The sequence below is a fragment of the Bradyrhizobium sp. USDA 4449 genome, assembly GCF_054056275.1.
The window spans coordinates 2621637-2634522 of record NZ_JBSRYD010000001.1; the positions used below are offsets into that span (position 1 = coordinate 2621637).

The 12886-nt window shown below is 58.5% G+C and carries 13 protein-coding genes and 1 pseudogene; 6 read left to right on the forward strand and 8 right to left on the reverse strand.

The window, feature by feature from the left end; all coding sequences use genetic code 11:
* Window positions 1–199 precede the first annotated feature (199 nt).
* From ACVIIW_RS12490 to ACVIIW_RS12500, 3 genes are all read right to left on the reverse strand, one after another.
* Entirely contained in the window at window positions 200–871 is a 672-nt protein-coding gene (locus tag ACVIIW_RS12490; RefSeq protein ID WP_456701019.1) for a hypothetical protein, read from the reverse strand.
* Between the two features lie 75 nt (window positions 872–946).
* Entirely contained in the window at window positions 947–1558 is a 612-nt protein-coding gene (locus tag ACVIIW_RS12495; RefSeq protein WP_456701020.1) for a Crp/Fnr family transcriptional regulator, read from the reverse strand.
* 209 nt (window positions 1559–1767) lie between these two features.
* Window positions 1768–2520: a molybdate ABC transporter substrate-binding protein gene (locus ACVIIW_RS12500; protein ID WP_456701021.1), complete on the reverse strand. Its 753-nt coding sequence runs from the start codon at window positions 2518–2520 to the stop codon at window positions 1768–1770.
* Window positions 2521–3082: 562 nt separating this feature from the next.
* On the opposite strand from ACVIIW_RS12500, the gene ACVIIW_RS12505 reads away from it, so the two are divergent.
* Both ACVIIW_RS12505 and ACVIIW_RS12510 read left to right on the forward strand, forming a co-directional pair.
* A complete protein-coding gene (locus ACVIIW_RS12505) occupies window positions 3083–4465 on the forward strand; it encodes an FAD-dependent oxidoreductase (protein ID WP_456701022.1) in 1383 nt (460 codons plus the stop codon).
* 153 nt (window positions 4466–4618) lie between these two features.
* Entirely contained in the window at window positions 4619–5395 is a 777-nt protein-coding gene (locus tag ACVIIW_RS12510; RefSeq protein ID WP_456701023.1) for an alpha/beta fold hydrolase, read from the forward strand.
* A 214-nt stretch (window positions 5396–5609) separates the two neighbouring features.
* Here the strand turns inward: ACVIIW_RS12510 and ACVIIW_RS12515 are convergent, their stop codons facing one another.
* Window positions 5610–5795: a hypothetical protein gene (locus tag ACVIIW_RS12515; protein ID WP_456701024.1), complete on the reverse strand. Its 186-nt coding sequence runs from the start codon at window positions 5793–5795 to the stop codon at window positions 5610–5612.
* Between the two features lie 221 nt (window positions 5796–6016).
* Here ACVIIW_RS12515 and ACVIIW_RS12520 point away from each other — a divergent pair, with 221 nt between their 5' ends.
* Window positions 6017–6826 (forward strand): helix-turn-helix domain-containing protein, encoded by an 810-nt coding sequence (locus tag ACVIIW_RS12520; protein WP_456701025.1) that lies wholly within the window; start codon window positions 6017–6019, stop codon window positions 6824–6826.
* 59 nt (window positions 6827–6885) lie between these two features.
* Entirely contained in the window at window positions 6886–7377 is a 492-nt protein-coding gene (locus ACVIIW_RS12525; protein WP_456701026.1) for an ester cyclase, read from the forward strand.
* Between the two features lie 371 nt (window positions 7378–7748).
* Here the strand turns inward: ACVIIW_RS12525 and ACVIIW_RS12530 are convergent, their stop codons facing one another.
* Window positions 7749–8924, reverse strand: coding sequence for an acyltransferase family protein (locus ACVIIW_RS12530; RefSeq protein WP_456701027.1), 1176 nt, complete (start codon window positions 8922–8924; stop codon window positions 7749–7751).
* Between the two features lie 311 nt (window positions 8925–9235).
* On the opposite strand from ACVIIW_RS12530, the pseudogene ACVIIW_RS12535 reads away from it, so the two are divergent.
* Window positions 9236–9806, forward strand: a pseudogene (locus tag ACVIIW_RS12535) (tyrosine-type recombinase/integrase).
* Between the two features lie 221 nt (window positions 9807–10027).
* Window positions 10028–10786, forward strand: a complete 759-nt coding sequence (locus ACVIIW_RS12540; protein WP_456701028.1) for a bestrophin-like domain — start codon at window positions 10028–10030, stop codon at window positions 10784–10786.
* Between the two features lie 171 nt (window positions 10787–10957).
* On the opposite strand, the gene ACVIIW_RS12545 is transcribed toward ACVIIW_RS12540, so the two are convergent.
* The 3 genes from ACVIIW_RS12545 to ACVIIW_RS12555 form a co-directional block, all read right to left on the reverse strand.
* Window positions 10958–11245, reverse strand: a complete 288-nt coding sequence (locus ACVIIW_RS12545) for a hypothetical protein (protein WP_456701029.1) — start codon at window positions 11243–11245, stop codon at window positions 10958–10960.
* Window positions 11246–11331: 86 nt separating this feature from the next.
* Complete coding sequence (locus tag ACVIIW_RS12550) at window positions 11332–11598, reverse strand: GlsB/YeaQ/YmgE family stress response membrane protein (protein ID WP_456705140.1); 267 nt, start codon at window positions 11596–11598, stop codon at window positions 11332–11334.
* Window positions 11599–11949: 351 nt separating this feature from the next.
* Entirely contained in the window at window positions 11950–12339 is a 390-nt protein-coding gene (locus ACVIIW_RS12555) for a hypothetical protein (RefSeq protein WP_456701030.1), read from the reverse strand.
* Between the last annotated feature and the right edge of the window lie 547 nt (window positions 12340–12886).

The window sequence follows — 12886 nt, forward strand, 5'->3', positions numbered from 1 at the left end:
GTCGAGGGCTGCTAAAACTATTGTCAATTTCTGCTAAGTCGAGATCGGCGGCCCCATTCGGCGGCGACAACCCGGAAAGCGGACATCTTAGCGCCCTCGGCTGTTGGTCAGCTAGGGCCAAGAGCGGTGGAAGTCGTTTCAAAGAAAAGGCCGCCGGTAGGGCGGCCCATTGGAACCATAAGCATTCCGACGCGCGCTCTCAATGAACGAACTGGCCCGCCGCCATCATCAGGTGATGCTGCTGATGGTGACTGCCTTGCACCATAATTCCCATGAACCCGAGCGCCTTGAGCTTGGTCAGCGGCTGTGTTTCGCCCGCCGTCACCGTAAGAGTGATGCCGTTTGGTAAATCGTCGCTCTTTGCATTCCACCCAATCTCGCGCAACTCGCTCACGTGTGCCGGAACCATGCGTTTGATCGCCTCCAGTGTGCGGCCTTCGCCAGTCACTTTGATCTCGATACCGCTGTCCACGTCACGTTGTACAGCCGCAGCATGCAGCGTCACCTCATTCATATCGATGAGGTGCTGCCTTAAGGCCTCAATGCTGACCTTCGACCAATCCGTCTTGGGGTCGGCTTGCAAAATCTGAACGATTTCTTGGATAGCGCCGAAAGCGTCTTGTCCCGGCAAGGTTGGAGTGCCCGTTCCGCCAAATTGTGCCCCATGCATGCCGCTATTGCCGTCCATACCCCCGCGCATGCCACCTTGACCCTGCATCATTTGCTGATGCATTTGGTCCATTGTTCCTCCTTGCCGCATCTGCCCGTGCATACCCATTGGGCCTTCCGGCGACATTTGCGCAAAAGCGTATGCGGTAGCCGCCAGCAGAGCCGAAGTGACGAGGGTTGTTTTCCAAGGAAATTTCGACATAGCGAGCCTCTTTTTTGGCTGTGCACCCCTTATGCCCTGATACCAGCCCGAAGGGGCAGCCGCATATGATCTCAATCATACGCGTTTAGCGAGTGTGATCTTTGATCCTTTACGTTTGATCTCGCCTGAATGTTCGAGTGCCGACAACGTGCGATAGAGGGCCTCGTGCGTTAAGCCAAGTTCAGCGGCAAGGTCCTTCAATGTGCCCCGCAGTTGGATTGTGCGGCCATCAGCATCTGCGTTGAGCGCGAGGAAGTGTCGAACGCGTTCACTTGCCGAGCGGATGTTGCGCTGTTCAATGCGAGTGCGGAGGTTCATAACCTGATGAGCCAGGGTCGCGGAGAACGCCTGAGCAGCTTTCGGGTCTTCCTCAAAGGCGGCCAGCACTTCGCGCTTCGGATATACCCGCACAGTCGCATTTGTGCTTGCGATTGCGTCACAATGATACTGGGCTGAGAACAACGACGCTTCAGCCAAGGTCTCCCCGGGGCCAGCCACGTGCAACACCACTTCGCGGCCGGAGCGATCAACCCGGGTCAGCCGTATCCGTCCCGTTATGACCTTGAGGAGGCCTTCGGTTCTGCCTCCCTGCCGAAACAGGGCCTCACCTGCGGTCAGCGTGCGGTCTATTGCTGCTGCACGCACAGCAGCAGGTAACCAGTTGTCTACTGACGCAGGCGCTGACATTGCGGATACCCACCCGAGCTTGGGTCATCATAACTGCGTCGGCGACATGAACGGAACGCCTGCTATGGGTCAAAGGCTGCCCTCGGCAGGCAGCGTGATCTTAGTCGGGTCATCTCTTGGGAGCGGACATCGCAGCGCCGTGGGCAAAGGTCAGCGACGGGCCAACAGCCGAGATGCGCCAGCGTCAGCGTCTTCACTAGCTGATTGTTTCACCCCGGCGTCATACCTTTGCTCCTGATCACCGATATGGCGTCCGGCGTTTTCAGGTAGTCGACGAGCGCCTTCGCGGCTCCGGCTTCCTTCGTGCCCGCACCGAGGGCAGCCGTGAATACGACATCCTGCTGCAAGTCAGCTGGAAACGGGCCAACAACGTCGAGGGCTGGCATCGTCAAGACGTTCATCAAGAACAGCGCGAGTTCAGCCTCGCCCTTGGCGACCACAGCGACGACCTGTGCCGGCGTCGGCTGCGGTTTCATCTTGGCTTTCATCTGCTCGGTGATGCCGAGGCGATCGAACACCTTCGCGATTGAATAGCCGGTTGCGCTTTCCGGAATCGAGGCGACCGATTCCGCCTTGAGCAGGGCAGCCTTTAGAGCGACGGGCGTGGAGATGTTAGGCCTCGGCGCACCGGCGCGAACCGCGACACCGAGGCCGACACGAGCTATGTCCAGCGTGGGTTCGGCTGCGAAGTGTGATCGCGCCGCGGCGTCCCTCATCACCTCGACCGGCACGATACCGATATCGAACGGCTTGCCAGAGGTCGCTTCCTTGATCAGGTTCGGTGTGGTGCCGAAGAAGATATCAAGCTTGTGACCTGAGGTTTGCTCGAATTTCGGCTTGAGATCCGCCCACACCGCTGTCATGGCGCCACCGGCCAGCACCCTCAACTCTGCTGCAGTCACAGCCGATGACAGCATCATACCGGCCAAGATACTCACTGCTGCGAAAGAAAACGTCCTCATGTGCCCCTCCCGGTTAATATGACCTGAGCTTTCGCAGGTGGACGCTACACTGGTCCAGGTTGAGGGTCTAATGTCTCAGATGGGTCAAAATACGAAGAACTCAGGTTGAGCAAATCTGGTCCGCTCTGCCGCGATGAGCGGACGTCCGTCAAGCGCGGCGTCAAAGCCTGCCTAAATTCCGTCGTGGGTCACAAGCGACTTTGGACGTATGCCGTCCCCCTGTCTGGTCTCCCGCCAAAATGCGAAGAACTCAGGTTGAGCAAATCCGGTCCGCTCCGTCACAATGAGCGGATCTCGGGCAGACGCAGCGCAACTTTGCTGATGGCCAAAAGGCGACATTCCTGTGCTTTGCTGAAAGCGTCCAAAAGACAATCACAAGAAATGTCCGCGCTTACCGCATCGCTTTCGAATCGCTGGGGATAGCGGGCCACACCCCTCCCGCGCGGGGAAGGCACTTCGGCGCCAAGCTGCTTCGGACGATCTACTCCGATTGACAATGATAAGCCAGTGCACCAAGCTCGTGTCATTTGCCGATGCTCGTTTAGCGCCCATTGAGGGCCCGATGAGCGACAGATTTGCTTTTTGTTTTCCGCAGGAGATTTCAATGAGTGGTTTGTTGGGCGCGCACGCTGTTGTCATCGGAGCAGGTATCAGCGGCCTCGCGACAGCGAAAATCCTGTCCTCTTATTTCGACAAAGTCACGGTGCTGGAACGCGATGCGTTTCCGGATCGCGCTGAACCGCGCGTGGGGACACCGCATTGCCGGCAGGCCCATGTTTTGCTCAAGGCGGGGCTCCAGGAATTGCTCAATTTCTATCCCGAACTGGAGCACGAGCTCGAGCTTGCGGGCGCCGCTCGGGCCAGGGTCGCGGTCGACATTCTGATTGAGACGCCGGGGATCGATCCATGGCCGCAGCGGGACTTTGGATTCGATACCTTGTGCATGACGAGACCCCTGCTCGAATTTGCCGTGCGATCCTCGACCAAAAAACAAGCAAACATCAGTTTGCAAGCGCAGTGCCGGGTGACCAAGCTGCAACTTTCCGCCGATCAACGCGTCACCGGACTAATCTATGAGGTGTCAGGCGCCGCCAGAGAGGTTACGGCAGATCTCATTGTCGACGCGTCTTCGCGCGGCAACATGACGATGGAGACGCTCGACGCCTGCGGTATTCCCCGCCCCGAGGAAACGGACATCGGCGTCGACATCGTCTACGGGACGGGTCTATTCCGGCTTTCGCAGACCGCGTCGCGCGCCTGGCGCGGCGTCATTCATCGCCCCACCGTAGCCAGCGGTCGCGGAGGCTTTGTTTTCCCCTGCGAAAACGAGAGCTGGCAAGTCACCTTGAACGGGATGCACGGCGACGGCCCGCCCGATGACCTGCCCGGGTTCATCGCTTTCGCTAAAGCATTCCGCACCTCAACGATCTACGATGCACTCAAAGGCGCAACTCCGCTCGGGTCCATACATCGCTTTGCCTTTCCCAGCAGCCGGCGTCGTCGCTTCGACACAATGAACGCCTTTCCGCATGGCCTTCTCCCGATTGGCGATGTCGTCTGCCGATTCAATCCTGCGTTCGGACAGGGCATGACCGTGGCCGCTCAGGAAGTGGCGGTTCTTGAACGGCTGCTCCGCGAAAGAGTGGGCCAGCCTGCTCCCCTCGACGGCCTGGCAGAGACATTTTTTGCAGCCATCGAGAGTGTTTTGGCCGCACCATGGTCGGTGGCCGAAAGCGACTTCATGTACGAAAAAACTCGCGGCACGCGACCTGCGGACTTCGTGCAACGCATGAAATTCAGTGGCGCACTACAACGCATCGCCACCGAAGACGCCGTCGTGCATCGTTTGTTGACTGAGGTCAATCATCTACTGGCGCCCCCGACCGTACTGCGCGATCCACAGATCGTCAAAAAGGTCAGCGCGCGTATGGGCGCTGCCAGGTGAATGCCAAGCGTCTTGCGCTCTGGCGCAGCCAAAACCGCTCGGAGTACGGGAGAGCGTGCAAGAGCAGTTCTGCCTCTCACGGCCCGGGGCACAATCGTCTGCTTAGCGGCCGTCTGCGAGCTTGTCGCCTTGATGTAAACGACGGTAGTGCTCATGACTGAAATAAACGGGGAGCGAACTGCGATGACCATCGTCCTTGTGCATGGAAATCCTGAGACCGAGGCGATATGGGATGATCTCGTCCCATATCTGCGCACTCAAGATGTCGTCCGTCTGTCTCCACCGGGATTCGGGGCAGCTATACCTTCGGGGTTTGATTGTACCGCCGATGCCTACCGTGATTGGCTCGTTGCCGAGCTCGGCAAGTTGGCGCAACCAATCGATTTAATAGGGCACGACTGGGGTGGCGGCCATGTCATGCGGATCGCAATGGAATATCCCAGCCTGATACGATCGTGGACAGTCGATATTCTAGGGCTGTTCGATCCGGATTACGTCTGGCACGAGATGGCGCAGCTTTGGCAGACGCCCGGGACGGGCGAGCAAGCGATTGCGCAGGGTCGCAACATGCGGGTCGAGGAACGAGCCCAGCGGTACGAGAGCTTAGGCATGAGCGAGGCGATCGCCAGAAAGGTTGCTGCTGGTACGAATCCGGAATTGGGGAGAGCAATCCTGGCGCTATACCGATCGGCGGCCCAGCCGGTGATACGTAATCTCGGAACCGGTTTGCCGCGGGCAGCCGCCAAACCTGGTCTCGCGTTGATTGCGACCGAAGACCATTACTGCGGTGGGGAGAGGCTAGCGCGACGTTCTGCTGAGCGCGCCGGCGCAAAGATCGCCATTCTACAAGGGGCGGGCCATTGGTGGATGTGTCAACAGCCGAAGCAAGGTGCTGACGCCATCAACACGTTTTTGGCAAAGCTGGATTAGGTAGGCAGGTCGAACAGGCGAGCAATCGCCCTATCAAATGACTGCTCTGGGTCAAAACGCGAAGAACTCAAGTTGAGTAAATCTGGTCCGCTCTGACGCGGTGAGCGGACCGCCGTCATGCCCCGCGGAACTTCGCAGATGGGCCATTTCCGGACTCATGCACCGCAGCGAGGGCGGCACGGTGACGCCGAGAACGTCCGCCGCCGAGGCGGCCTTACCGCCGTTCGACAACGACTGTTCCCCTCACGACGAACAGGGTCCGTTTACCTTCACATGCTTCGGTCGCGACATAGGTGTTGCGGGAACGCACCGCAGCTTTCTTCAGGTGGGCAGGCATCTGCTGTGCGGCTCGGTGACACGCTTCGGCATGGGTCGGGTCATTCAAGAACGACACCGACACACCCTTCCTCCTCGGGTCGGCGCTGATCGCCGGAACGACAAGGGTGTGATATCGTTCCTCTCGATAGTGCGAGTGGCGATGATGCACAGCGCAGAACCAGAGCCCTGACTCATCTTGCCGTGCTTCAACAAGAGCGATGGACCATACAAGGCGCTGCTTGCCAATCTCGGCTCTTGCTGCCGGTATCGACGCGCTCTAAGCTGCGTGCGCCAAGGTGCTCGATGGAAATCAAGCGGACATTACCCCGCTCTCAGCTGAGAGGCGTCTTGCGGGCGTTCGAGGAGCGACGGATCGAGCTGGGAAGTTCAGTGTTGGCATGGCCTGTTCCCGCCCGGCCGCACCAGATCCTCAATATCCACCTGGCTGAGCCTTATCGGGTGCGCATCGACGGTGGCAAAGCGAACCCGACGCCGGATATGAGCGTCGTTGGACCGCAAACCTATCGCCGGGCGCACATCTTCTTGTCGGGTACGATCCACGTCTTCAACATTTTGTTTCAACCGGCCGGGCTGAACCGGCTGGTCGGAATCGACATGACATCCTTGGTTAACCAGGACCCCGCGGCCTCCGACGTTCTTGGAAAGTCCGCCATTGAGCTTGGCGACGCCGTGCGTATGGCGCCGGACTTCCCGCACCGCGTCGCTGCGGTCGAACGCTGGGCCGAAAGCATCCTCCAAGAGTGCGGGCCAGACTGCGCAATTGCACTCGCTTCACGTCGCCTGATCGCAACGCGAGGCTGTTTTCGGATCGAGGGTCTTGTCGCCGGGTCTGGTCTTAGCGCCCGGCAGTTCCAGCGGCGTTTTGCGACCCAAACGGGGCTGCCGCCAAAGCTCTTCGCGCGAACCGTTCGCTTCGATCGGGCCTTGGCCGCTCGTCGCAAAGAGCCAACCCGATCCTGGACCGATATAGTTCACGAACTCGGATATTTTGATCAGGCGCATTTCATCCGCGAGTGCCGCTCATTTGCTGGTTTGCCACCCGGCCGCCTCGTCGGCGACTGGAATAATATATTCTTTCCAGCAGATGACTGAATTTTACAAGCGCCTCTTACTCCTGCTCCGCTAGATCGACCAGACCGGGGGTGGCGGCGATGGGACTGACGCGGCGTACGTTCGCCATCATGACAGTGGCCACCATGGCCTCAGCGGTCGACCGAAAAAGCGGAGCGAAGGACATGTCGCCGAATATCGAAAGCTTCAAGGCGATCATCGACCGCGGCTTTTCTCAAGGTGACTTGAGCGTTGCCGATGAGTTCTGCGCAGACCAGATCGTGGAGCATGAATATTTAGCAAAAACAGCCATTCCCGGCCCGCAAATCCTCAAAGCCCAAATCGAAGATGCAAGGCATAGCATTAAGGGTTTGAAGCTTACGATTGAGGCAATCGTGGAGGCCGGCGACACGGTGTGGGCGCGCAGCAGGGCGACAGGTTTCGATCCGCGCTCGGGAAAGCCGGTCGCGATCGACGTCATCGACATCTGCCGCTTCGCAGACGGCAAACTTGTCGAACACTGGGGCGTGCCTGACCGCTTTGCGCTGTTACATCAAATCGGAGCGTTGCCGCCTCTCCCTAACCGAATGTAGGGCAACCATCATGGTGCTTACAGAGCGATGATATCCGACCATCCTTGGGAACAATAATGCCAACGTCGATTTCAGAGCCATCTATTTACGCTCGAAAATTCGCGTCATCGAACAATGACTCCGACCATTTGATTGCCGTCGCCATCTTCTCGGGAATTGGCCTGCTAGTTTCGTTCATTGCCGTGCTCTTTGGCACGCAAGGGATCTGGGCCTAATGCGACGAAAGACCCACAGACCTGAGCCGACGGGTTTCTTTATGCCCATGCGATTCGCGTAAGTTGCACCTGATCAGCGAAGCGTAGTGAGCGCGACATGTCCGCTCAGGGCCACAAGCAGACATCCTCCGTTGCGATCCCAAAAAAGGCGTTAATTCATCGGACTCCGGAGACTGGCGAGGTCTCACGGCCCGAAGTCGCACCTAGTACAGCTCTGATACCGGGCACCTGACGGGCTAGATGCGCAAGGGCAAAGGACGCGGCCGTCCCCAGCAGAGACACGAAGGCAAATTTGGCGAAGGCGCCCGGCGTCACGTCTGCAATTGCGGCTTGTAGCGCGACAACGATCGCAGGGTGCAGGATATACGCGCCGAAGCTCGCCGCAGCCATCAGCTTGAGTAGGCGATTGGGGCGATCAAATAGCTCGCGAAAGACAATGATGAGTCCAGTTGAAAGCCCGACCGCGATTACCGTCTCCCAGCTGCTTCTCATCAATGACTCTAGGCCAAGCCCGCCGGGCGCCATCTTCCACCACCCGAAGCCGAATGCAACGTAAATGCCGCCGGCCGCAATCCCCCCTATGGCGAGCCAGATCAGGCCGTCGGTCGTGGACATTCTGCGGAACCAGTCGCCGTGATACGCGACCGCGCCGACAGCGAAGAACGCAATGTACTGCGGCACATGGGCAAGTTCAGCGGGCATGACCAACAGGAACGGCACCCATTTATCGACCGGATACCAGATCCGGACGACCCATGTGACGAGCGCGAGCGCCGCAATGAACGACGCCATGGCAGCATGTCCGGGCAAAGGCAATTTCAGGACGCGTCCGGGCGATATGGAAATCCGCCGCAAGGCCGCGTAGGCGAAGCAATACAGCAGCAGATGTGCGACAAACCACAAATGCAGATAGATCGGCTGCCAGCCTCGCTCATAAAGACCGGTGAAGAATAGCCCCGGTTGGGGCCCTCCCTCAACTAGATAAACCACCGGCAAATGGACCAGCAGAACGAGGATTGCGAGGGGAATACCGATAGGCCGCCATCGCCCCATGAGAAAAAGGCGCGGGCCTTTCCGATCATAAGACGGCGGCACAAAATATCCGGCGAGCATAAACATCAATCCCATGCCAAATGCGGCGTTGGCTGTATAGAACGGCGTGAACCAATCGCTTTGTGCCCGATCGCGTACGGGCCAAAAACCGCCAGTGGGCCCGTAGGCTTGGCCGGCGTGATGAACAATCACGAAAATAATGGCCGCGACACGCAGTGCGTCGATGAAGACTAACCGCTTCTCCGCATTCCCGTGCATCAAACCGGATTGGGAATCCATGCGCCGAGCCTTTGAACGAAGCGGTTTACACTGCTCGCTCGTCGAGAAGGCGCGTTGATGCACATCAAAACCGGTGAAAACAACACGGTCGATCCACGCGGTCGCGTGTGGAATGTCCGCAGTGTGGTCAGAATCGGTCCTGTCGTCCCTCTAGTCGGTGGCAAGTCTCCAATCGTCTGCAAGCAGACGTGGGATTGGAAGGGCTCCGGGCTGAAAATGACCAGCTTCACTAGCTGAGGAGGTCAACCATCACCCATATCCCAAGGACCATCCCTGCCAACTCAAAACACGTTCCTTGGAACAAGGGGAAGATGGTCGGCGCAAAGCCGCCGCTCCGTCCGAAGCACGTTTGGTCGATCCGCACCAAGCTCCAGGTCGAAGGCCGAATGCGTGCTCTGGCGTTGTTCAACGTCGCCATCGACAGCAAGCTGCGCGGCTGCGATGTAGTCGCATCGAAAGTCGATGACGTTGCCCCAGGCGGGTATACGGCCGATCGCGCGATCGTTCGCCAGAAGAAGACGGGTCGGCCGGTCAAATTTTGAACTAACGGAATCGACCCGACAGGCTATCGATGACTACTTGCGGGTGACCGTCAAGAAATCAGGCGAATACCTGTTCACCGGACGGCGGAGGGGCGGACATATAACGACCCGCCAATATGCACGCCTTCTGTCCCGCTGGATCGCCGATATCGGATTGGACCCGCGTTTGTTCGGGACGCATTCCCTTCGCCGGACCAAGGCGACTTTAATCTATCGCCGAACTGGGAACCTGCGCGCCGTACAGCTCCTTCTGGGGCACACCAAAATCGAGAGTACCGTTCGATATCTCGGCGTCGAGGTCGACGACGCCCTTGCGATAGCAGAACAAGTTGACGTCTGATTTCGGGGGCAGAGCAGACCCGCTCTGCGCTGCCCTCACAGACGGCTCCGGGCCACAACCTGGCTCGCGCACTGCTGCAGGGCGTCGCTACTCGCGGCTGCCGCGCGGTGTTAAGCGGGCGTCGACGCATAGCAGCCGCGGTTTTGTTTGATCTGCGTCAATGGTGACGTGAGGTCAGACGCAAGCATCGGTTCCCGGCTTACATGCTCATCAGTTTCCAAATGACCGCCTCCTTCGATAATCCATTTTCCATTTTCGCGATTTCGCTGGTGGCCCAGATAGTCGGGGCGTTTGCGGGTGACCTGATCCGCAGGCACGCGGCATCCTTCAAACAGGGCGAGCGTCACGATTTCAGTATCGTGCAGGCCGCGACCCTGACCCTGCTCGCGCTGATCATCGGGTTTTCGTTTTCAATGGCGGTTAGCCGCTACGATCAGCGCAAGACGCTTGAGGAAGCGGAAGCCAATGCCATAGGCACGGAATATCTGCGAGTCGATCTGCTGCCGGGTGACGACGCCTCACGCGCGCGAGAATTGCTGAACAAATATCTCGATCTGCGCGTCGCATTCTACGAGGAGAGTGATGCAGTGCGGGTCGCCGAAATCGGGCAGCAAACGGCAAGAGTGCAGAGCGAGCTTTGGTCCGCGGTGCTGCCTGGCGCGGTCAGGCAGCCGTCGCCGGTGATGGCCCTCGTGGTGTCCGGCATGAACGATGTCATCAACTCACAGGGCTACACTCAGGCCGCCTGGTGGAATCGAATTCCCATCGGGGCATGGGCCATGATGGCGCTCATGGCTCTCTCGTGCAACGTGCTGATTGGCTACAGCGAACGCCGCAAAGGGCAAACGTTGCTCTTCATCCTGCCCTTCGTGATTTCTGTGGCGTTCTTTCTGATTGCTGACCTAGACAGCCCACGCGGTGGTGCGATCCGGGTGCACCCGCAGAATCTTCTGGCGGCTGCGCAATCCATGAAGCCCTGATAGGTAGGCCCTGGAAGAAAGAACCCGCGGTTTCCCGATGACCATCAGGGCGTGTTTGAAACGCAATTGCCAGAAAGCGTGCCAGGGTAAGCCGCACGTCTAAGGCCGGCGGAAAACCGGCGACGGACCGCCATCCGGCGAGTGGCATCCCATGCCTCGGCTCACAATTAGTCAGGCCGCGGCTCTGTTCTTGATAGCACCAATGATCGCCGTCAATATTGCGCCGCCCGCGCCTCCAGCGACGACTTGCGAGACAATGCCGCTCACACTGAAATTTCCAGATTGAGCCGCCGCCAGGACCGACGGCAGTAACAGGGTAGCGACTTGCCCAAGCAATCCACCACCCACTAAGCCAGAGATGACGTTTCCTGCCGTCCCAAGATCGAATGTGGGCGATGATTTGCCAGCGCCAACGCCTCCAAGTGCTCCCGCAATGAGGTTAATCAGGATCTGCTCCATGTTGTTCTCCCAATAGCTTGCGCGAGTGATTGATGACCTTCCCCGGTGCTTGCGGACGCCTCTAGGAGCTTCAGAGTCTGAGAGATTCAAGTCAGGCCGCGCGGCGTCCGCGCCACAAGGCCATAGACAAAGAGAAGGATAATCGCGCCGACCACACCGCCGATGAAGCCCGCTGACTCTCCGGGGCGGTACCAGCCAACGGCCTGACCGAGGTAGGTTGCAGCGAAAGCCCCGACAATTCCCAGAATGGTCGTCAGAATGAAGCCCTTTGGTTCGGCCTTGTCGCCAGGCATGATGAATTTAGCGACTACACCAATGACAAACCCGATGATGATCGTCCAAAGAATGTGCATCTTGCTGTTCCCAACCTGATCGAACATTTGGCAAAGGCAGTCTGCGACACCGTCAAGCTGGATACGCTTGATCCAGATCAAAGGTCCCACCCAAGCCAGCTACGGCCAGTTCTTGCATCCTTAGCCATGTCCACTCTGAGCCGGTCTACTTCTGTGAGCCGCGCAGTCAGAAGTAGACATCACGCCCGGCGAGACGTTCGTCGGCTAATGGGATGGACCGGCAGCTTCCCCCGCCGGGATGGTCTTCAAGGACTGCCCCGCAGCATCCGGAGAAGCAGCCAACGACCACAGCTTTGGGCTTCTGGCTGACTGATGTCGCTTATGGGTGGTCATTCGCGACGGACAAGCAGACTAACGGAGTGGCGTGTCAAGGCCGCTCGGCAGCATGACTATGATGACGTTCTGTCCTTCCTCGGGATGGCGCGAGATGTGTCCCTTCCCGTGCGTATCCTCGACAAGAACAGCTTTTCCCGCCGGAAGGCGTCTCACCTCTCCATCGCTCGTTTCAAATTCCACGTGGCCGTCCAGCCATATAGCTAGGAGTCGATCCGGTGGCCGGTGAAAGCCCGCTTCGCGTACCCCGGCGGGGATGTGAGTAAAACGGATGCGTGACGCCGGGTAGAAAGCCGAAATTTCAAACGGCGCTTCGTTGGGAAACGCCGGCTTCATCGTCATCGGGATGTCGGCTTCTCCAAAATGCGACTCCCCATCAGGTGTTGCATATATGCGCAGGCACTTCATCCCCGGCCTCCCATCGCACTCCATCTAACTCAGCGTATGGTGTGGCCTCTGTGCGTGCAATGCACGTCGGCTGGGTCAATCGCGACGGTTTGGGCCGGTTTAAGTTAGGTAAGGGGGAGTGGCTGTATTAGGTGGACGCAATTCACCGTTCATCCACCCCATGACGATTGGCGATCTAAGCGGATCAAACGAGCACTCATGTGACGAAAAAGCGATATCTGCCACCCTGCGGCTAACCGGCGCTTCAACGCGGACGCGCTTACCACGCTCCGGGGGGCGGTTTAGTCGCCGAGGCCATTTCAGGATACGCACAAGTTGCCCCTTGCGCTCTTTTGAGCGTTCCTAATTTCCCCGTTTGCGATGTCAGCGAACTAGCTTCGCGCCGAATGCGCTCACTGCGCTATTGTCCCTAAGGGAAGCCAAAGCACTCCCGAGATTTGCGCCAGATCAATGACAGCGAGCGGCTTTTCGGCAGGCTCGCTGCCTCGCAACAATGGAGGGTTCTCATGAGATCGATAAGGAAATCTGCCATTGCTATCTCTGCATT

Bases quoted from the DNA above. Each gene is read 5' to 3' on its own strand.
- ACVIIW_RS12490 (WP_456701019.1), bottom strand. From the start codon at position 871: ATGTCGAAATTTCCTTGGAAAACAACCCTCGTCACTTCGGCTCTGCTG.
- ACVIIW_RS12495 (WP_456701020.1), bottom strand. From the start codon at position 1,558: ATGTCAGCGCCTGCGTCAGTAGACAACTGGTTACCTGCTGCTGTGCGT.
- ACVIIW_RS12500 (WP_456701021.1), bottom strand. From the start codon at position 2,520: ATGAGGACGTTTTCTTTCGCAGCAGTGAGTATCTTGGCCGGTATGATG.
- ACVIIW_RS12505 (WP_456701022.1), top strand. From the start codon at position 3,083: ATGAGCGACAGATTTGCTTTTTGTTTTCCGCAGGAGATTTCAATGAGT.
- ACVIIW_RS12510 (WP_456701023.1), top strand. From the start codon at position 4,619: ATGACTGAAATAAACGGGGAGCGAACTGCGATGACCATCGTCCTTGTG.
- ACVIIW_RS12520 (WP_456701025.1), top strand. From the start codon at position 6,017: ATGGAAATCAAGCGGACATTACCCCGCTCTCAGCTGAGAGGCGTCTTG.
- ACVIIW_RS12525 (WP_456701026.1), top strand. From the start codon at position 6,886: ATGGGACTGACGCGGCGTACGTTCGCCATCATGACAGTGGCCACCATG.
- ACVIIW_RS12530 (WP_456701027.1), bottom strand. From the start codon at position 8,924: ATGGATTCCCAATCCGGTTTGATGCACGGGAATGCGGAGAAGCGGTTA.
- ACVIIW_RS12540 (WP_456701028.1), top strand. From the start codon at position 10,028: ATGACCGCCTCCTTCGATAATCCATTTTCCATTTTCGCGATTTCGCTG.
- ACVIIW_RS12545 (WP_456701029.1), bottom strand. From the start codon at position 11,245: ATGGAGCAGATCCTGATTAACCTCATTGCGGGAGCACTTGGAGGCGTT.
- ACVIIW_RS12550 (WP_456705140.1), bottom strand. From the start codon at position 11,598: ATGCACATTCTTTGGACGATCATCATCGGGTTTGTCATTGGTGTAGTC.
- ACVIIW_RS12555 (WP_456701030.1), bottom strand. From the start codon at position 12,339: ATGAAGTGCCTGCGCATATATGCAACACCTGATGGGGAGTCGCATTTT.